The organism is Neoaquamicrobium microcysteis (assembly GCF_008180155.1).
GTDB classification, from domain to species: domain Bacteria; phylum Pseudomonadota; class Alphaproteobacteria; order Rhizobiales; family Rhizobiaceae; genus Aerobium; species Aerobium microcysteis.
The window spans coordinates 319,838-338,445 of record NZ_VSZS01000065.1; the positions used below are offsets into that span (position 1 = coordinate 319,838).

The window sequence follows — 18,608 nt, forward strand, 5'->3', positions numbered from 1 at the left end:
CTATTGCTCCTGACAGCGGCATGGCAGGAGTTCATCGGCCGGTGAAAGCTGGCGGCCGCTTTTCGCGAAACGCGCTGCGTCCTTCGAGGTAATCCGTGCTTTCGAAAGTTCTGTTGCCAAGAACAATCGCATGTGAGGCATCGTCTCGGTCGCCGGATAGCGAAGCCCGAATTGACGCTTTCGAGGCGAGGATCGACAGCGGCGCGTTATCCGCAATCGTCCTGGCCAACTCCGCCGTGCGTAGGCTCAGACCGCCGGGCTCGACGATTTCCAGAAGGAACCCGGCATCGAGAGCCGACCGAGCATCCAGCCGGGCAGCGGAGAAGGCGAGGTATTTCGCCATCTGTGGCCCCAGGGCATTGACGATGTCGGCCATCGCGTCGACGGGATAGGCAAGGCCCAGTCGGGCCGCCGGCACGCTGAACAGCGCGGTGGACGACGACACCCTCAAATCACAGGCTGCAGCCATGCCGAACCCGCCACCGAAGCATATGCCCCGGATGGCTGCGATGGTGGGAACAGGGCAGTTGCGAATGGCGGCGAACGTTGCCGAGTTGTCCGCCTCGTAGGATCGCGCATTGTCGGTGGAGCCACGAGCTGTATCGAACTCGGTTATGTCCGCTCCCGCACAGAAATCTTCGCCCGCGCCGGCCAGCACGACGACACGGACGGATGCGTCTTCCGCAATGTCTGCGAACAGCGCGGCCATCTCCCGCCACATCGCCTGCGTCATCGCGTTCTTGCGCTCAGGCCGGTCGATCGTGATGGTGACGACGCCGTTTGAGTGGCCGGTTCGAAGGAAACCTGTTTTCACCTGAGGGCCGGTCTGCATGAGAACCAATCCGCTTGATGCTGCATTAAGGAAAATGCGGTTCATTTGACTTCGCAAAGGGATTATGGTTCGCGACAGGCCAAAGCAAGCGTTTGATACGGGAGAGCCCGATGAGCACCAGCGCGGTACGGCATGAAGCCATCCAGCCCGTGGATCCGATCTGGACGAGCGTGCGGCGCGAGGCGTCCGAAGCGGTGGAAAACGACCCGCTGCTTGCGGCGTTCCTCTATTCGACCGTCCTTAACCATGACAGCCTCGAAGCTGCGGTCATCCATCGGCTTTCGGAGCGGCTCGACCATGCCGACCTCGGGGCAGACCTGATAAGGCAGACCTACCACGCCATGCTGCGCGAGGTGCCGGAGTGGAGCGCGACGGTGCGCGTCGATATCCAAGCCTATTACGATCGCGACCCAGCCTGCGACCGCTTCCTGATGCCGGTCCTGTACTTCAAGGGATTTCACGCGATCCAGACGCATCGGCTTGCACACTGGCTGTGGAACAAGGGGCGCAGGGACTTCGCGCTCTATCTGCAGAGCCGATCTTCTGCCGTGTTCCAGACCGACATTCATCCTGCCTCGCGTATCGGCAAGGGCATCTTCATCGACCATGCGACCGGACTGGTCGTGGGCGAGACTGCTGTCGTCGAGGACAACGTCTCCATGTTGCACGGCGTAACGCTGGGAGGCACCGGCAAGACCGGGGGTGACCGTCATCCCAAGATCAGGCACGGCGTTCTCATCGGGGCCGGCGCGAAGATTCTCGGCAACATCGAGGTTGGGCACTGCTCGAAGGTGGCGGCGGGGTCGGTTCTGCTGAACTCGATCCCTAACAACAAGACGGTGGCCGGCGTGCCGGCGCGTATCGTGGGCGAAGCCGGCTGTGACGAGCCGTCGCGCGCGATGGATCAGCTTCTCTCTGGCGACGAGTAAGGCACGGCTTCTCCCGCAACGTCGGCTTGAAAGGTTGGGCGCGGACTTTACATGGCTGTATCCAGCGTGCCAGAAGCGCCTCCTATCAACAGCCACCGGAGACAGGATTTGAAACCCGAAGAGATCAGGAAGCTCGACGCCTATTTCAAGCGTACGTTCCAGAACCCGCAATTGCAGGTGAAGGCGCGCCCGCGCAAGGACGATTCGTGCGAGCTTTATCTCGGTGAGGAGTTTCTCGGCATCATCTTCAAGGACGATGATGACGGCGACCTGTCCTATAACTTCTCGATGGCCATTCTCGACATCGACCTGGAATAACCGGCCTATTTGCCGGTTTGCAGGAAGCGGCCGGCAGCCTCTCGCACGGCCTCGTCTACCTCACGCCATGAGCCGGCCAGCTCGGCCGGCATACGATAAGTGAGGTTGAGGCCGTCGCCGATGTGGATATCGCGCTCGCATGGAGCGAGCGATTCGCGCGCTGCATCTCCCGCAAGGCAGCGCGCCACGAACGGGTGGTTTCCGCCCTCGTCGCCCACCACCAGCACCTCATCCACGTAGCCCGACTTTTCCGTAAACGGATAGACCGTCAGACCCGCGGGGCCCGCACGACCGGGCCCCTCGACCAGCGCCCGGTAGATCGGTTCGAACCGCCCGGTCATGTCACGCGACATCATCGGCACGTCGAAGGTGAGAAACAGGATGTTGCGCGCGCCATCGGCATGGTTGAAGGCGTCCCGCGCCTCGTGGCTGTACCCGTCCATCTGCGGCCAGCGCAGATAGAGGTCGAGCCGGGCCGCAACCCCGCTGCGCCGCGCCGCCTCAAAGCGGATCGCATTGGCCGGCACGGCCAGCACGTCGTTGCCGATGACGATCTCATGAACCGTCGTGTCGTCGGTGTGGCCCGCCATCGCAATCGACCGTCCCGCCCACTTTCCACCGAGGCTGATGACGCCGGAAAGCAGCGCGAGCCCCAGAAATACGAAGAAAACCCGCAGCATGAACCCTGAGCGGACCGGAACTGGCCGGGCTCCGTGCGATGCTTGCGTCATTTCGGTTTGCACCCTGCTGCTCTCGACTTGTCTGCGCCCGTCCCCAAACGGGACAGCAAGGCGGCACGCTTCTTGCTGCCTGCCTTGCGACCTGTGCCGGGAAAGATCACCTTTCCATGGTAAATGGAGCGTAAACGATGCAGTCGTTCTCCTTGCTTGCCTACGCTTTTGCCGTTGGCCTGACCTTTTGTGGCCTTGCCGGCAGCACTATCGAGCTGATTGTCGGGCAGAGGCTGGGATTTCGACCCCCCTTCGTCATGCCGGGGCGATTCGGCTCGTCGCTCGCGCTGACGATGGCAGCCGGCCCCTTCATGCTGACCAACGAGGCGATCGCGGCCCGACGGGCAGGGGCGATCGACCGCTCGGCATTCCTGCTCTGCGGCGTCGCGGCCATTATCTGGGCAACCGCCCTGGGGATTGTGGCCGTGGAGCTTGCACTCCTCGCGCCTGTGCTCCTAGGTTGAGGCCCTCTGCGGGCCGCTTCGAGGTGAGTTCACATGCCGACCTATTCGCTCGACGGCGTCGCGCCGCAGCTTGACGACGAGGAAACCATCTGGATCGCGCCCGACGCGACCCTCATCGGCAAGGTGCGGCTGGGCCCGCAGGTAGGCGTATGGTTCGGCGCTGTACTGCGCGGCGACAACGAGCTGATCGCGATAGGAGAGGGGTCGAACCTGCAGGAACACTGCATGCTGCACACCGACATGGGCTATCCGCTGACCGTGGGAGCCGGGTGCACCATAGGACATCGCGCGATCCTGCATGGCTGCACGATAGGTGACAACACCCTTGTCGGCATGGGCGCCATCGTGCTCAACGGCGCGCGCATCGGCCGGAACTGTCTTGTCGGGGCCGGTGCGCTGGTTACCGAAGGCAAGGAGTTTCCGGACAACTCGCTGATCGTCGGTTCGCCGGCCAAGGCAGTGCGCCAGATCGACGACGCAGCGGCGGACCGCCTGCGGCTGTCTGCCGAGAGCTATGTAGCCAATGCCAAGCGCTTCAAGGCAGGTCTCAAGCCCATCTGATAGCGGAACGTCCCCAATACGGATTAAGCGAGGCCTAAACGGGCGTAGACACGCGACACCGGCACGTCGTAATGCGACTTGACGAACGAACAAAAAGAGAACATAAAAGGATCATAGGAAATACAGGAGAGGGAAATGGCTGAGTTCTTTCAGGATGTCGTCTCGCTTGTCTCGATGAGCGCGTTTGTCGTCGCCATGGCGCTGCTGATCGGTTCGATGTAGGCGCCGGCCCCTTCCGTTTGACCGAAAATGTCTTCAAAGGCAGCGCGTAGTGCTGAGTCGTAATCCGTCATGCTGACTGGCAGGCCGAGATCGACAAGGCTGGTGACTCCGTAGCCGGTGATGCCGCACGGGACGATGCCACCGAAATGCGACAGGTCGGGTTCCACGTTGACCGCGATGCCGTGGAGGCTGACCCATCGACGCAGGCGAATGCCGATCGCCGCGATCTTGTCTTCTGCAGGACTGCCGTCGGGCAGGGGCGGGCGATCCGGTCGCGCCACCCATACGCCCACGCGGTCTTCACGGCGTTCACCCTTTACGTTGAAACGATCGAGCGAGCCGATGATCCATGCCTCGAGCGCGGCAACAAAGGCGCGCACATCTTCGCGGCGACGCTTCAAATCGAGCATCAGGTAGGCCACGCGCTGTCCTGGCCCATGATAGGTATATTCGCCGCCGCGTCCGGTGGCGAATACCGGGAACCGTTCCGTGTCGATGAGATCCTTCGGGTCGGCGCTGGTGCCGGCCGTATAGAGGGGAGGGTGCTCGACCAGCCAGACGAGTTCGGGCGCGCCTTCATCCCGGATCGCGACGGCGCGAGCATCCATAACGGCCAGCGCGGTTGCGTAATCGGTCAGGCCGGGGGTGATGCTCCATTCCACGGGCCGAGTGTCGGCCTTGGGGAGGAAGGAGGCTTCCAGCAGGTTGCGTTCAATCATGAAATCGTCGCGTTTATTGCACCCTTTTCATATGGGCGATCGGCGCTGAAACGTCCAGTTTGGAAGGGCGTGCGATAGACGCTGCATTTGTATGCAAATCGTCGCCGACGCACTTGTGTCCCCCAAACCGATTTGCTACATGCGCCGGGCCGGTCGAACCCGGCCCTTCGTGACGTGCGGTCGTGGCGGAATTGGTAGACGCGCAGCGTTGAGGTCGCTGTGGGGCAACCCGTGGAAGTTCGAGTCTTCTCGACCGCACCATCACCCTCTCGGCTCGCTCGAGCCGATACGCCTTTGGCACTACCCCCTTGTCTATATTGGATCGGCGCACAGTCTGGCGAGCTGGATCGGCCCAATTGTACCGCACAAGAACGGCTCCAAGGCACTTACAGTTTTGGAAACAGGCTCTGCTGCCCGATAGCCTGGCGGAGGGAGTGGGATTCGAACCCACGGAGACATTGCTGCCTCGCCGGTTTTCAAGACCGGTGCCTTAAACCGCTCGGCCATCCCTCCGTGCAGCGCCGGCTGTATGCGCCAGCTGGATATCCAATTCAAGCACTAACGCGGCCGCTTCGGCATCGCTCTCATCCTGCCAAAGCCACTAGCGTGGCGACGATGGTCATAATATTGCCCGTATCCCGTCACAATCGCTTAACCTCGTAACAAGCATTTCCTGCGCACGTATCGCGTGGGTTGGCCCGATTGACTGGCAAAGTCGGTCGGGCGAAGATTGATCGGCATGGTCGCGATGCCGGTCCAAGAGGGGTTTCGGGGATTTGAGACGCATGAACGTTGCGCCTTGCAGGTCTTTTGCACGCGCTTCCGGGCTTCTGGTGCTTGCGGCTTCCGCGTTCGCTCTCGCAGCCTGTTCCACATCAGGTCCCGAGACAGCTTCAACGAAGCCTAAGCGAAGCAAGGAATACTTTGCGGAGTCGGAATATGGCGTGAAGGCGAGCCCGCGCGTCAGCAACCTGCGCAGCGGGCTACCGCGCGGCGGCGGGCGCGATCAGGTCGGTAGGCCCTACAAGGTCAAGGGCAAGTGGTACCACCCCAAGGAAGTGGCCGATTACCGCAATGCGGGCATGGCCTCGTGGTACGGAGACGCGTTTCACGGCCGCCTCACGGCCAACGGCGAAATCTACGACATGACGCATTTGACGGCGGCGCATCCCACGATGCCGCTTCCGAGCTACGCGCGCGTTACCAACAGCAGCAATGGCTCCTCGGTGATCGTGCGCGTAAACGACCGTGGCCCCTATGCTCACGGGCGCATTATCGATCTGTCGCGCAGGGCCGCTGAACTGCTCGATTACACCCACCACGGCGTGGCGAAGGTGAATGTCGAATATCTGGGACGTGCGCCGCTCGATGGTCAGGACGACGCGTTCTTGATGGCGTCATACCGCCCTGGAAACCGTGCGCCCGATCCGTCGGATGGACTGCCAACGGGTGTTATGATCGCCATGGCAGGGCCCACGCCCACCGCGTCGGCTAGCGCAACGCCGTCCTTCCCGGGCCAGTTGCGCTCAACGGCTCCCGCGACGGCGGCGATGACCGGCATGCCGGCAGCAGGCGACCCGGTTTTGCCCGAACTGGGTCCGATCGCGCCCGAGCGGCCGGGCATCGGCCTGGCAAACAGGTTGGGCGTGGGCGTGCATTCGGACCTGTTGGCCTATGCCGACGAACGCGTGAAAGGGGCAGCGCGGGCGGTTACCGTCTTCGCCGGCGAGGCGGAAGCGACGCAGAAATTCGTTGCAGCTCTCAATCAACGCTATTCCGCTGGCGTCCCGGGCTCGAGCGAGTACGTTGCTGTTGGAACCTATGCGGATCGGCAATCGGCACAGGCCATGGCAAAGTCGCTGGAGCGTGTGGGGCAGGTTACAATCGAGAGCGACTGGCGTGGGGATAGCTTCGCAGTCGCGCTGCATTCGGACGGTCGGCTCGGCGTAGACGATATGCTCAGGGCCGCCTGGGCTGCCGGCGCCGCCGACGCGATGACTGTCCGGCAGTAAAGCGCCGAACACTTTTCTTCGACTTGATCGACCGACGCTGCCCTTGCTAGCCTTGCAGGGCAGGGACATATGCTTGGTTCGGGGTTGCCGATGTCTATCATCAATAGTGCAAGGCGCGTGGCAGCGGCGCTGCTGCTTCTTGTGACGACTGCCGCGGCGGCGCAGGCTCAGCTTTTCGAAAGCCGTGCCAAGCAGGCCTTCATGATAGACGCGGAGACGGGCACGGTCCTCTTCGCCAAGGATGCAGACACCCCGTTTCCGCCAGCTTCGCTGGCCAAGCTGATGACGATGGAAGTCGTGTTCAACGCCGTCAAGACGGGCCGCCTGACCCTGGATGAGCAATTCTACGTATCTGAAAACGCTTGGCGGACCGGTGGCGCGCCGTCGCGCACCTCGACGATGTTTGCTGCTTTGGGCTCATCCATCCGCCTCGAAGACCTGATACAGGGCGTGATCGTGCAGTCGGCCAATGACGGCTGCATCGTAATTGCCGAAGGCATGGCTGGGTCGGAAGAGAATTTCGCGCAGCTGATGACCGAGCGTGCCCGCGAACTCGGGCTGGAAAAGTCCGTCTTCAAGAATTCTACCGGTCTGCCGGCGGAGGGGCAGGTGGTTACCGCCCGCGAACTCGTCGAACTCGCTCGCCACATCTGGAGCGAGTATCCCGAGTTCTACAAGTACTATTCGCAGCCGGACTTTACCTGGAACAAGATCACGCAGCGCAATCGAAACCCGCTGCTGGGCATGAACATCGGCGCGGACGGGCTCAAGACGGGTTTCACGGAAGAATCGGGCTATGCCATCGCGGGGTCAGCTCAACGGGACGGCAAACGGCTTTTTGTGGCGTTGAGCGGGCTGGAAAGCGAGAACCAGCGCGCGGAGGAGGCCCGTCGCATCCTTGACTGGGGCATGCGCGCTTTCGACCGTATCGAGCTGTTTCAGGCTGGCGAAGTCGTCGGCGAGGCCAAGACTTACGGCGGCGAGAAGCGCAGCGTGGCGCTGAAGGCCGAAGGGCCGATCTCGATTTTCGTGCCGATCACCAACCGGGACCGGCTGGCTGCGCGCATCGTCTATGACGGGCCGATCATTGCGCCGGTAGAGGAGGGCGCCCGCATCGGCGCCCTCAAGGTGTGGATTGGCGACATGATGAGCCAGGAGACGCCGCTCTATGCCGCTGAGAGCGTCGGACAGGGCAGGATCCACCAGCGCGCTCTGGACGCGGTCGAGGAACTGGCGATCGGCTGGATGCGCTGACCGGCCAGCGTGATTGCGCATGGATATTGGCGAGCAGCTCAACTATGTGAGGTCTGTCGGCCTGCATGGTCGATAGGGTCTGACCAACGGAAGCTTACTTGGCACGCGGCATCTTCATCACATTTGAAGGCGGGGAAGGGGCCGGCAAGTCGACCCAGATACTGGCGCTGGCCGAGGCCTTGCGCGGCCTGGGGCACGAAGTTCTGGTGACGCGCGAGCCGGGTGGCTCGGCCGGAGCGGAAGCCGTTCGTCATGTGCTGCTATCCGGTGCGGCGGAGCCGTTCGGTCCGGGCATGGAAGCACTTTTGTTTGCGGCTGCACGCTCGGACCATGTCGAACAGCTCATCAGGCCGGCCGTGGAACGCGGCGCGATCGTCCTGTGCGATCGCTTCATGGATTCCAGCCGCGTCTATCAGGGCGTAACCGGAGATCTGGACCCCCGATTCATGGAGGCTCTGGAGGCGGTGGCCATCAACGGCATGGTGCCCGACCTGACGCTCGTTCTCGACCTCGATGCCAAGGAAGGCCTGCGGCGCGCGACCGCGCGGCGTGGGACAGATGGCGCGGATCGCTACGAAAAGGAGACGCTGGCCGTCCACCGTCGCCGGCGCGAGGCGTTTCTGTCCATAGCGCGCGCGGAGCCAGATCGCTGCGTCGTCGTCGATGCAACCCGGGGCCGCGATGATGTGGCCGAAGCGATAGCCGAAGCAGTTTACCAGTTGCTCGACCGACGGCGGGCAGTGACGGAAAAGGCTGGCGCGGCATGAGTTTCGTGCGGCTTGCACCCGAACAGTTCGACAGCATCCCCGAGATTGCGGAGCCGGCCGAAAACCCGCTTCTCGTCGGCCACGACGAGGCGATGGCGCAGTGCGCGACCGCCTATCGCAGCGGCAAGATGCATCATGCGCTGCTGTTGGCTGGCCCTACCGGTATCGGAAAGGCTACATTCGCCTTTCATCTGGCGCAGCATCTGCTGGCCAATCCGGTTGCGGAGGATGCGCCGGGCACGTTCACGCCTCGCGATCCGTCGTCTGCGCTGTTCAGGCAGATTGCGCAGGGTTCGCATCCAGCGGTTCTGCATCTGACCCGGCCGATGAACGAGAAGACGAAAGCGTTCAAATCGGTGGTGACGGTCGACGAGATACGCCGCATCAACCGGTTCCTTTCCATGACATCGCACGACGGCGGCTGGCGGGTGGTCATCGTCGATCCGGCTGACGACATGAACACAAACGCCGCGAATGCGCTTTTGAAGAACCTGGAAGAACCGCCTCCAAGGACGCTGTTCGTGCTCGTAGCCCATTCGCTGGGGAGCCTGCTGCCAACGATCCGCTCGCGCTGCCAGACCATCAAGCTGAAGCCGCTCGAGCCTTCGGCGCTGCTGGGCGTATTGCGCGCACTCGAGGCCCCCGTGCCGGAAGACGAGGACGCGAGCGCGGCTTTGGCCGATAGGGCGGGGGGCAGCGTGCGTGACGCGTTGCTGCTGACCCAGTATGGCGGGCTCGACATAACGCAGGCCATGGAAAACGTGCTGCGCGGGCAGTCCTTCGTCTTCGGCGATGCGTGGCGGGTGGCCGAAGCCGTCAGCGGGCGCGATGCAGCCGTCCAGTTCGCGATATTCAACCAGACCGCGCTGGACATGATTTCCGATCATGCCCGCAACGCGGCGGCCTCTGGCGACGTCGCAACGGCGGCACGCCTCTCCGACCTCTGGCAAGGCACCGAACGCACCATCGCGGAGACCGAGACCTATAATCTCGACAAGAAGCAGCATGTCACCAGCCTCTTGCGACGAATGTGGCAGGCGCTGCGCGACTAAACACCGGGATAGCCATTGCTGGCCCGATGCGCTATCTGACCGCCAGAAACCGACCTCCGGACAGCCTCCCCCATGCCAAGCGAACGCTATTACATCACCACTGCCATTTCCTATCCGAACGGCAAGCCGCATATCGGCCATGCCTACGAACTGATCGCCACGGACGCGCTGGCGCGCTTTCAGCGGCACGACGGAAAGCAGGTATTCTTTCTGACCGGCACGGATGAGCACGGCATCAAGATGTATCAGACCGCGCGCAAGGAAGGTGTGAGCCCACGCGAACTGGCCGACCGCAACGCGGCCGAGTTCAAGCGTATGGCGGAAGCGCTCGGCGCCTCCAACGACGATTTTATCCGTACGACCGAGGAGCGGCACTACCGTTCCTCGCAGGCGATCTGGCGCGCGATGGCCGACAATGGCGACATCTACAAGGGCGGCTATGCCGGCTGGTATTCGGTGCGCGACGAGGCCTATTACGACGAAGAGGAGACCGAGCTGCGTGATGACGGCGTGCGCTATGGCCCCCAGGGCACGCCGGTCGAGTGGGTGGAGGAGGAGAGCTATTTCTTCCGCCTGTCGGCCTATGGAGATCGCCTGCTGAAGCTCTACGAAGAGCAGCCCGACTTCATCGGGCCGGCCGAGCGACGCAACGAGATCGTCAGCTTCGTGAAATCAGGCCTGAAGGATCTGTCGATCTCCCGCACCACCTTCGACTGGGGTATTCCGGTGCCCGGTGACGAAAAGCACGTGATGTATGTCTGGGTAGACGCGCTCACAAACTACATCACAGCTGTCGGGTATCCAGATGAAAATGCACAGCTTTGGCCTTTCTGGCCGGCCGACCTTCACGTTATCGGCAAGGACATTACACGCTTTCACACGGTCTATTGGCCAGCCTTCCTGATGTCGGCGGGCATCGCCCTGCCGAAGCGCGTATTCGGCCACGGTTTCGTCTTCAATCGCGGGGAGAAGATGTCGAAATCGGTTGGCAACGTGATTGATCCGTTCGCCCTGGTCGATCACTATGGGCTGGATCAGGTTCGCTACTTCCTGCTGCGCGAAGTGCCCTTTGGCCAGGATGGAAACTACAGCCACGACGCGATCGTCAATCGCACCAACGCAGACCTTGCCAACGACCTCGGCAATTTGGCTCAGCGTTCGCTGTCGATGATCGCGAAGAACTGCGGCGGCCTGGTGCCTGCGAAGGGGGAACTGCAGGAGGTCGATAGGGCGATCCTCGCCATGGCTGAAGATGCACTCGCGACGGCCCGCAAGGCGATTGGCGTCCAGGCTATCCATCAGGCGCTGGCGGCCGTCTTCGCTGTGGTCGCCGAGGCAAACCGGTATTTCGCCGGGCAGGAGCCATGGGCGCTGCGCAAGACCGACCCAGCCCGCATGGAAACGGTGCTGTGGACGACGGCCGAGACCGTCCGGCGGGTAGCGATCCTGTGCCAGCCATATGTGCCGGTTTCGTCCGGCAAGCTGCTCGACCTGCTGGCAGTGCCGGCCGACAGGCGCGAGTTTATCCACGTGGCCGATGCGTTCGCGCTGACATCCGGCGACGCGCTGCCTGCCCCGCAGGCGGTGTTCCCGCGCTATGTCGAGCAGGAAGCGGCCAGCTAACGGAACCGACATGCTCGTCGACAGTCATTGCCATCTGGATTTTCCGGACTTCGCCGATGAGCGTGACGCCATCGTGGCGCGAGCGATTGCTGGCGGCGTCTCGCGCATGGTGACCATATCCACGCGCGTGAGGCGTTTCGCGGAGATTCTTGCCATCGCCGAGGCGTATCCGGAAGTTTACTGCTCGGTCGGCACCCATCCGCACAACGCTGCGGAGGAACTCGACGTCACCACCGACGAACTGGTCAATCTGGCGCAACATCCCAAGGTCGTAGCCATCGGCGAAGCCGGGCTCGACTATTTCTACGACCGCGCTCCGCGCGAGGCGCAGGCACAAGGGCTTCGCACGCACATTGCGGCGGCACGGATTACGGGCCTGCCTTTGGTGATCCATGCGCGTGACGCCGACGCCGACATGGCTGCCATCCTCGAAGACGAGACAGGGAAGGGGGCCTTCCCCTTCATTTTGCACTGTTTTTCGTCCGGCCGATCGCTGGCGGAAGTCGGTGTATCCTTGGGTGGCTATGTGTCGTTTTCCGGCATCCTGACCTTCCGGCGGTCGGACGAATTGCGGGATATCGCAAGGGATGTTCCGCTAGATCGCCTGCTGGTAGAGACGGACGCACCGTTTCTGGCGCCACAGCCGTTTCGCGGCAAGCGCAACGAGCCGGCCTACGTGAAGGAAACCGCGAAGGTGCTCGCCGACACTGTTGGCGTTTCCGAGGGCGAAATCGCAGAAATCACGACGGCGAATTTCTTCCGGCTATTCGCCAAGATGCCAAGGCCTTAGCCGCATGGCTGACCGACTGCGCCTCATCATTACCGGCTGCGGCTCGTCGCCGGGTGTGCCGCGTGTCATCGGCGACTGGGGCAATTGCGACCCGAACAACCCGAAGAACCGTCGCCGGCGAACCGCAGCCGTGATCGAGCGTATTTCAGGAACTGGTGAAATAACGCGAGTGGCAATAGACACCGGCCCGGATTTTCGCGAGCAGATGCTGGATGCCGGCATCACTCGTCTGGATGCCGTCGTCTACACGCACGCGCATGCAGATCACATCCATGGCGTGGATGATCTGCGCGGCTATTATCTCGCTGATCGCAAGCGGATCGACGTCTATGCCGACCGCCCGACGATGGACCGGCTTCGCAGCGCATTCGCCTATTGCTTCGAAACCCCGCCAGGAAGCTCCTATCCGCCGATCGTGACACCGCGCCTGATCGCCCACGACATACCATTCACGATCGACGGCCCCGGCGGTCCCATAACCTTGACGCCATTGACACTGGTGCATGGCGACATTCTTTCGCTTGGCTTCCGGGTCGGCGACATGGCTTATTGTTCCGACGTCAGCGATTTCCCGCAGGATACGGTCGCCCAGTTGCAGGGCCTCGAAGTGCTCGTCGTCGATGCCTTGCAGTATCGGCCGCATCCAAGCCATCTTTCGCTTGGGCAAGCGCTGGATTGGATTACTCGTCTTAAGCCGCGGCGCGCGGTGCTGACGCACATGCACATACCGCTGGATTACGAGACGGTGCTGGCGGAGACACCGCAACACGTGGAGCCGGCCTATGATGGCATGGTAGTGGAGATATCTGCGCCAAGCCGTTGATTTGGGGATATTTTGCAGTGCGTAGGGCACGGCGCATCCGCAATTGCTTGCACTATCGGGCACCCGTATAAGTTCCATAATCCATCTTATGCGACTTTCTGACGTATGGCGATGCAGGCAACCTACGGGGACAATTCGCTGGAAAGCGCGGCTCGTTCGCGCTCCACATTCTCTCTTGCTGCAGCCTCCATCGAACGCCCCCACTCCGTGCAAAACAGCGGCCTTCCCGAGCCGAGCGTCTTGGTGAGGAAATCTAGCCGTCCGGTCACGTAAGCCGTTTCGCCGACAACTGGAACAAACTCGCGACGTACGCCATCGGCGTAGACGTCGTACGTTGATGCCGCTGCCGCCAAGATCGCCATGTCGAGGTCGAGGAACAGAGCTGTGTCTGTGGCTATGTCGATCGGAAGCGCCGGCGGCACCCTATGTGTTTCGGTTGCGAGGATCATGATCTCCGCAATATCGATCAATTCCGGGTCTATGATGCCGCTTAACATCTCGCGCATCAGTGACGCGCTCTTTCGCTCATTGTCCCGCGCGGCTGGGTCGTACACCGCGTCATGAAACCAGATTGCCAATTCGCTGGCTTCGGGGTGATGGAGATCGGGTAGCTTCGCCTCCAACATCGCCAGCAGCGTGTCGATGTGCTGCTGGGTATGGTAGTGACGGTGAGGTTCGGCCAACCTGCGCCGAAGCTCGGTTTCGATCGTAGCGAGGCGGGCGAACATGACCGCTTTGCCCCCTACTCCGCAGCTTCCTTGAACGCGCCGGGCGTGTAGTTGAGGATCGGTCCGAGCCAGCGTTCGACCTCCCCGACTGCCATGCGCTTGCGCCTCGCATAGTCCTCCACCTGGTCGCGCTCGACTTTGGCGACGCCAAAATAGTAGCTCTCCGGATGCGAGAGGTAGATGCCCGACACGGACGAGCCCGGCCACATCGCGTAGCTCTCGGTAAGGCTCACACCGGCCTGGTTCTCGGCATCGAGAAGCCGGAACAGCGTTGCCTTTTCGGTGTGGTCCGGCTGGGCCGGATAGCCAGGTGCCGGCCTGATGCCCTGGTAAGGCTCGCCGATGAGGTCGTCGGGTGCGAACGTTTCATCGCCGGCGTAGCCCCAGAATTCCTTGCGCACCTTCTCATGCATGCGCTCGGCGAAGGCTTCAGCGAAGCGGTCGGCCAGCGCCTTGACCATGATCGAGGAATAATCGTCGTTGGCACGTTCGAAGCGCTCGGCAATAGCCACCTCCTCGATGCCTGCCGTCACAACGAAGCCGCCGAGCCAATCAGGCTTGCCGCTGTCTGCCGGCGCGACAAAGTCGGACAAGGCCACGTTGGATTTGCCGTCGCGTTTTGCGAGCTGCTGGCGAAGCGTGAAGAACGTGGCCAGTTCGCGCTCCCTGCCCTCATCCGCATAAAGCCTGATGTCGTCTCCCACCGCGCTTGCAGGCCAAAAGCCGATCACCGCGCGCGGCGCGAACCATTTCTCGTCGATGATCTTCGCAAGCATTGCCTGCGCATCATCGAAAAGCTGGCGTGCCGCAGCACCCTGCTTCTCGTCTTCGAGTATCTTCGGATAGCGACCCTTCAGCTCCCAGGTCTGGAAGAACGGCGTCCAGTCGATGTAGCGGGCCAGTTCGGCGAGATCCCACGTCTCGAAAGTGCGCGTGCCGGTAAAGGACGGGTGCGGGGGCTGGTAGTTGGCCCAGTCGATCCGATGAGCGTTCGCACGAGCGCGCGCGAGCGGCAGCCGCTGTTTTTCCGCCTCCGAGCGATGATGCGCATCCGAGACCTTGCGGTATTCGGCCCGCAGCGTCTCGACGTAGCCGGGCTTCTGCTCGGCGGACAGCAGGCTGGAGACGACGCCAACCGCGCGGCTGGCATCGGTCACATACACCGCCTGCCCGCGTTCATAACGCGGATGGATCTTCACCGCGGTGTGGACGCGGCTAGTGGTGGCGCCGCCTATGAGCAGCGGTATATCGAAGCCCTCGCGCTCCATCTCGGCCGCCACATGCGCCATTTCGTCCAACGAAGGCGTGATCAGGCCGGATAGACCGATGATGTCGACCTTCTCCTTGCGCGCCGTCTCGAGGATTTTCGTGGCCGGCACCATGACGCCGAGGTCGATAATCTCGTAATTGTTGCAGGCCAGCACGACGCCGACGATGTTCTTGCCGATGTCGTGAACATCCCCCTTCACCGTCGCCATGAGCACTTTGCCGGCACTCTGGCGCTCTCCGCTGCCGCCGTTCGCCAGCTTCTCGGCTTCCATGTATGGGAGCAGCACGGCGACGGCCTGCTTCATCACGCGGGCAGACTTCACTACCTGCGGAAGGAACATCTTGCCGGCACCGAAAAGGTCGCCCACCACGTTCATGCCGGCCATCAGCGGCCCCTCGATCACGTGTAGCGGACGTTCGGCATTCTGCCTCGCTTCTTCCGTATCCGCGTCGATGAACTCGGTGATGCCGTTGACGAGCGCATGCTCCAGCCGTTTTTCGACAGGCCAGTCGCGCCACGCGAGGTCCTTTTCCCGGGCTTCCTTGCCCCCTGCTCCCTTGAAGCGTTCGGCAATCTCCAGCATGCGCTCGGTGGCTGTTCCACCACTGGCGGGCGCGCGGTTAAGCACCACGTCTTCGCAGGCCTCGCGAAGCTCGGCGTCGATCGTTTCGTAGACCGCCAACTGTCCGGCATTGACGATGCCCATATCCATGCCGGCCTGAATGGCGTGGTAGAGGAACACGGCGTGCATCGCCTCGCGCACCGGCTCGTTGCCGCGGAAGGAGAACGACAGGTTCGACACGCCACCCGACACATGCACATGCGGCAGCGTTTCGATAATCTTGCGGGTCGCCTCGATGAAATCGACCCCGTAATTGTCGTGCTCCTCGATGCCGGTTGCGACGGCGAAGATGTTCGGGTCGAAGATGATGTCTTCCGGAGCGAATCCCGCCTGCTCGGTCAAAAGCTTGTAGGCGCGCGTGCAAATCTCGACCTTACGCGCCATGGTGTCTGCCTGCCCGACCTCGTCGAACGCCATGACCACCACTGCCGCGCCATACATTCGGCACAGCCGCGCATGATGGAGGAAAGCCTCCTCACCCTCCTTCATGGATATGGAGTTCACGACCGGTTTGCCCTGAACGCATTTGAGACCGGCCTCGATCACCTCCCATTTGGAGGAGTCGATCATCACAGGCACGCGGGCGATGTCGGGTTCGGCAGCGATGAGGTTCAGATACTCCTGCATTGCCTTCGTCGAGTCGATGAGGCCTTCATCCATATTGACATCGATGATCTGTGCGCCGTTTTCCACCTGGTCGCGGGCAACATCCAGCGCCGATGCATAGTCGCCGGCGGTAATCAGCTTCCTGAACTTGGCTGAACCCGTGACATTTGTACGCTCGCCGACATTCACGAAAGGTATGTCGTCGGTTAGCGTGAACGGCTCTAGCCCTGAAAGCCGCATCTGCGGCTTCATCTTGTGCACCGCCCGCGGCGTATGACGCGCGACGGCATCCGCGATGGCCGCAATATGCTCAGGCGTCGAGCCGCAGCAGCCGCCGACCACGTTGACAAGCCCCTCCCGCGCGAACTCCTCGACCTGCCCGGCCATGAACTCCGGGCTCTCGTCATATTTTCCGAAGGCGTTGGGCAGGCCGGCATTGGGATAGGCGCAGGTAAAGGTGTCAGCGACACCCGACAATTCCGCCAGATGTGGGCGCATGGCTGCGGCACCAAGCGCGCAGTTCAGACCCACTGTAAACGGCCTCGCATGGCGGATCGAGTGCCAGAAAGCGGTGGGCGTCTGGCCGGAAAGTGTACGGCCCGAGAGGTCGGTGATCGTACCCGAGATCATCACCGGGAGGTGGACGCCCTTTTCGGCAAACACTTCCTCCACCGCAAAGATTGCCGCCTTCGCGTTCAGCGTATCGAAGATCGTCTCGATAAGGATGATATCCGAGCCGCCATCGATCAGTCCGCGCAGCTGTTCGCCATACGCGACCCGCAAATCATCAAATGTTACAGCGCGATAGCCGGGGTTGTTCACATCCGGTGAGATCGAGGCTGTGCGGTTGGTAGGCCCTAGCGCGCCGGCGACGAAGCGGCGCTTCCCATCCTCTTGCTGCGCACGGAGCAGCGCCCGTTTGGCAAGACGCGCTCCATCGCGGTTCAGCTCGTAGACCATGTCCTCCATGCCGTAATCGGCCTGCGCGATGGTTGTGGAGGAGAAGGTGTTGGTCTCGACGATGTCGGCGCCCGCCTTGGCGTAGCGGTAGTGAATTTCCTCGATCGCCCAGGGCTGCGTCAGGATCAGGAGATCGTTGTTGCCCTGCTGATGGCAGGCGCAGCCGCCGAAACGGTCGCCGCGAAAGTGGTCTTCATGAAACCCCAGTTCCTGGATCTGGGTGCCCATCGCGCCATCGAGCACCAGAATGCGCTCGCGCGCTGCTTGCGCGAGAGCCTGGAAAATCTCCGAACCGTCCGGCTTGCGGCCTACAGGTCCGAGCAGGGCGTCAAGCGGTGAGGACATATGCGACACTTCTCATTCTTGGCACGACACGCCACAAATCACATAAAGACATCTTTATGTCAACATGCAGCCTGGCATGTGTGTGCGATGGACAACCCTGCCCCGCCGGTCTAACTCTCGACGCAGCTTGCCTGTCGTCGCCGGAATCATCATGGAACCTTCGAAAGATATCGCCCGCTTGATCGAGATCATGGCGGCCTTGCGCCATCGCGAAACAGGCTGCCCTTGGGACATCGAGCAGGATTTTGCCAGCATCGCGCCCTACACGATCGAGGAGGCGTATGAGGTCGCCGACGCAATCCAGCGCGGCGATATGGACGATCTGCGCGACGAGCTAGGCGACCTCCTGCTGCAGGTCGTCTACCACGCCCGCATGGCCGAGGAAGCGGGCGAGTTCACGTTTGAAGACGTGGTCGAGGCAGTCACGAAGAAGATGATCCGCCGCCACCCACATGTCTTCGGCGACGAAGCGGCCCGCAACGCCGGCATGGCGAAGGGCATGTGGGAAAGGATCAAGGCTGAAGAGAAGGCGGAAAAGCGGTCTTCACGGTTGGCGCGCGGACTTGACGCTGAGGACCACGGCAAGGGCTTTCTGGACGGCATACCCCTGATCCACCCTTCCCTCACCCGCGCGTTGAAGCTGCAGGAAAAAGCGGCACGGGTCGGGTTCGACTGGAAGGACGCCAAGCCGATCCTCGACAAGATCGAGGAAGAAATCGGCGAGCTTCGCGAGGCGATGGAGACTGGCGGCGAAAGCGAGGTCAAGGGAGAATTCGGCGACGTGCTTTTCGCGTTCGTGAATTTCGGGCGCCATCTGAAGATCGACCCGGAAGATGCCCTACGGCGTACGAACGACAAGTTCCGCACGCGGCTCCATTACGTGGAGGCCGCCCTGCACGCGCAGGGCCGCACCCTCGACGAAGCGACACTGGACGATATGGAAACGCTGTGGCAGCAGGCCAAAAAGGCGGAGTAGCCGT

The 18,608-nt window shown here is 62.1% G+C and carries 17 protein-coding genes and 2 tRNA genes; 13 read left to right on the top strand and 6 right to left on the bottom strand.

Annotation, left to right across the window (positions count from 1 at the left end):
- Positions 1-31: 31 nt before the first annotated feature.
- Positions 32-832: an enoyl-CoA hydratase/isomerase family protein gene (locus FY036_RS16920; RefSeq protein WP_148915910.1), complete on the bottom strand. Its 801-nt coding sequence runs from the start codon at positions 830-832 to the stop codon at positions 32-34.
- A gap of 110 nt (positions 833-942) precedes the next feature.
- Between FY036_RS16920 and cysE the strand changes: the two genes are divergently transcribed.
- Both cysE and FY036_RS16930 read left to right on the top strand, forming a co-directional pair.
- The gene (gene cysE, locus FY036_RS16925; protein ID WP_148915911.1) at positions 943-1,761 is read left to right on the top strand and encodes a serine O-acetyltransferase; all 819 of its coding nucleotides are present in this window, start codon (positions 943-945) and stop codon (positions 1,759-1,761) included.
- A 108-nt stretch (positions 1,762-1,869) separates the two neighbouring features.
- Positions 1,870-2,079: a DUF3126 family protein gene (locus tag FY036_RS16930; protein WP_148915912.1), complete on the top strand. Its 210-nt coding sequence runs from the start codon at positions 1,870-1,872 to the stop codon at positions 2,077-2,079.
- Positions 2,080-2,084: 5 nt separating this feature from the next.
- On the opposite strand, the gene FY036_RS16935 is transcribed toward FY036_RS16930, so the two are convergent.
- A complete protein-coding gene (locus FY036_RS16935; RefSeq protein WP_235897698.1) occupies positions 2,085-2,759 on the bottom strand; it encodes a hypothetical protein in 675 nt (224 codons plus the stop codon).
- 188 nt (positions 2,760-2,947) lie between these two features.
- Between FY036_RS16935 and FY036_RS16940 the strand changes: the two genes are divergently transcribed.
- Positions 2,948-3,274 (top strand): DUF6949 family protein, encoded by a 327-nt coding sequence (locus FY036_RS16940; RefSeq protein ID WP_148915914.1) that lies wholly within the window; start codon positions 2,948-2,950, stop codon positions 3,272-3,274.
- A 33-nt stretch (positions 3,275-3,307) separates the two neighbouring features.
- Positions 3,308-3,835 (top strand): gamma carbonic anhydrase family protein, encoded by a 528-nt coding sequence (locus FY036_RS16945; RefSeq protein WP_148915915.1) that lies wholly within the window; start codon positions 3,308-3,310, stop codon positions 3,833-3,835.
- A 149-nt stretch (positions 3,836-3,984) separates the two neighbouring features.
- On the opposite strand, the gene lipB is transcribed toward FY036_RS16945, so the two are convergent.
- Complete coding sequence (gene lipB, locus FY036_RS16950) at positions 3,985-4,776, bottom strand: lipoyl(octanoyl) transferase LipB (RefSeq protein ID WP_148915916.1); 792 nt, start codon at positions 4,774-4,776, stop codon at positions 3,985-3,987.
- Between the two features lie 176 nt (positions 4,777-4,952).
- Between lipB and FY036_RS16955 the strand changes: the two genes are divergently transcribed.
- Positions 4,953-5,037, top strand: a tRNA-Leu gene (locus FY036_RS16955).
- 162 nt (positions 5,038-5,199) lie between these two features.
- Here FY036_RS16955 and FY036_RS16960 read toward each other — a convergent pair.
- Positions 5,200-5,289: transfer RNA gene (locus FY036_RS16960), tRNA-Ser, on the bottom strand.
- Between the two features lie 272 nt (positions 5,290-5,561).
- On the opposite strand from FY036_RS16960, the gene FY036_RS16965 reads away from it, so the two are divergent.
- From FY036_RS16965 to FY036_RS16995, 7 genes are all read left to right on the top strand, one after another.
- Positions 5,562-6,788 carry a septal ring lytic transglycosylase RlpA family protein gene (locus FY036_RS16965; RefSeq protein ID WP_148915917.1) on the top strand — a complete coding sequence of 409 codons (1,227 nt, stop codon included), beginning with the start codon at positions 5,562-5,564 and terminating at the stop codon, positions 6,786-6,788.
- 90 nt (positions 6,789-6,878) lie between these two features.
- On the top strand, positions 6,879-8,042 hold the full coding sequence (locus tag FY036_RS16970) for a D-alanyl-D-alanine carboxypeptidase family protein (RefSeq protein WP_148915918.1): 1,164 nt from the start codon (positions 6,879-6,881) through the stop codon (positions 8,040-8,042).
- Between the two features lie 98 nt (positions 8,043-8,140).
- On the top strand, positions 8,141-8,809 hold the full coding sequence (gene tmk, locus FY036_RS16975) for a dTMP kinase (protein ID WP_148915919.1): 669 nt from the start codon (positions 8,141-8,143) through the stop codon (positions 8,807-8,809).
- Positions 8,806-9,861, top strand: a complete 1,056-nt coding sequence (locus FY036_RS16980; protein ID WP_148915920.1) for a DNA polymerase III subunit delta' — start codon at positions 8,806-8,808, stop codon at positions 9,859-9,861. The genes tmk and FY036_RS16980 overlap by 4 nt, the downstream gene beginning before the upstream one ends.
- Positions 9,862-9,933: 72 nt before the next feature.
- Positions 9,934-11,484 carry a methionine--tRNA ligase gene (metG, locus tag FY036_RS16985; RefSeq protein ID WP_148915921.1) on the top strand — a complete coding sequence of 517 codons (1,551 nt, stop codon included), beginning with the start codon at positions 9,934-9,936 and terminating at the stop codon, positions 11,482-11,484.
- Positions 11,485-11,494: 10 nt separating this feature from the next.
- Positions 11,495-12,274 carry a TatD family hydrolase gene (locus FY036_RS16990; RefSeq protein ID WP_148915922.1) on the top strand — a complete coding sequence of 260 codons (780 nt, stop codon included), beginning with the start codon at positions 11,495-11,497 and terminating at the stop codon, positions 12,272-12,274.
- Positions 12,275-12,278: 4 nt separating this feature from the next.
- Positions 12,279-13,097: an MBL fold metallo-hydrolase gene (locus tag FY036_RS16995; RefSeq protein ID WP_148915923.1), complete on the top strand. Its 819-nt coding sequence runs from the start codon at positions 12,279-12,281 to the stop codon at positions 13,095-13,097.
- Between the two features lie 122 nt (positions 13,098-13,219).
- Here the strand turns inward: FY036_RS16995 and FY036_RS17000 are convergent, their stop codons facing one another.
- Together FY036_RS17000 and metH are read right to left on the bottom strand one after the other, a co-directional pair.
- Positions 13,220-13,825 (bottom strand): HD domain-containing protein, encoded by a 606-nt coding sequence (locus tag FY036_RS17000; protein WP_148915924.1) that lies wholly within the window; start codon positions 13,823-13,825, stop codon positions 13,220-13,222.
- Between the two features lie 14 nt (positions 13,826-13,839).
- A complete protein-coding gene (gene metH, locus FY036_RS17005) occupies positions 13,840-17,628 on the bottom strand; it encodes a methionine synthase (RefSeq protein WP_201744789.1) in 3,789 nt (1,262 codons plus the stop codon).
- Positions 17,629-17,779: 151 nt separating this feature from the next.
- Between metH and mazG the strand changes: the two genes are divergently transcribed.
- Complete coding sequence (gene mazG, locus FY036_RS17010; RefSeq protein WP_148915926.1) at positions 17,780-18,604, top strand: nucleoside triphosphate pyrophosphohydrolase; 825 nt, start codon at positions 17,780-17,782, stop codon at positions 18,602-18,604.
- Positions 18,605-18,608: the final 4 nt, after the last annotated feature.

Coding starts and splice junctions, on each gene's coding strand:
- FY036_RS17000 (WP_148915924.1), bottom strand. CDS start 13,825: ATGTTCGCCCGCCTCGCTACGATCGAAACCGAGCTTCGGCGCAGGTTG.
- FY036_RS16980 (WP_148915920.1), top strand. CDS start 8,806: ATGAGTTTCGTGCGGCTTGCACCCGAACAGTTCGACAGCATCCCCGAG.
- metH (WP_201744789.1), bottom strand. CDS start 17,628: ATGTCCTCACCGCTTGACGCCCTGCTCGGACCTGTAGGCCGCAAGCCG.
- lipB (WP_148915916.1), bottom strand. CDS start 4,776: ATGATTGAACGCAACCTGCTGGAAGCCTCCTTCCTCCCCAAGGCCGAC.
- FY036_RS16920 (WP_148915910.1), bottom strand. CDS start 832: ATGCAGACCGGCCCTCAGGTGAAAACAGGTTTCCTTCGAACCGGCCAC.
- FY036_RS16965 (WP_148915917.1), top strand. CDS start 5,562: ATGAACGTTGCGCCTTGCAGGTCTTTTGCACGCGCTTCCGGGCTTCTG.
- mazG (WP_148915926.1), top strand. CDS start 17,780: ATGGAACCTTCGAAAGATATCGCCCGCTTGATCGAGATCATGGCGGCC.
- cysE (WP_148915911.1), top strand. CDS start 943: ATGAGCACCAGCGCGGTACGGCATGAAGCCATCCAGCCCGTGGATCCG.
- FY036_RS16935 (WP_235897698.1), bottom strand. CDS start 2,759: ATGCTGCGGGTTTTCTTCGTATTTCTGGGGCTCGCGCTGCTTTCCGGC.
- FY036_RS16945 (WP_148915915.1), top strand. CDS start 3,308: ATGCCGACCTATTCGCTCGACGGCGTCGCGCCGCAGCTTGACGACGAG.
- FY036_RS16995 (WP_148915923.1), top strand. CDS start 12,279: ATGGCTGACCGACTGCGCCTCATCATTACCGGCTGCGGCTCGTCGCCG.
- FY036_RS16940 (WP_148915914.1), top strand. CDS start 2,948: ATGCAGTCGTTCTCCTTGCTTGCCTACGCTTTTGCCGTTGGCCTGACC.
- FY036_RS16990 (WP_148915922.1), top strand. CDS start 11,495: ATGCTCGTCGACAGTCATTGCCATCTGGATTTTCCGGACTTCGCCGAT.
- metG (WP_148915921.1), top strand. CDS start 9,934: ATGCCAAGCGAACGCTATTACATCACCACTGCCATTTCCTATCCGAAC.
- FY036_RS16970 (WP_148915918.1), top strand. CDS start 6,879: ATGTCTATCATCAATAGTGCAAGGCGCGTGGCAGCGGCGCTGCTGCTT.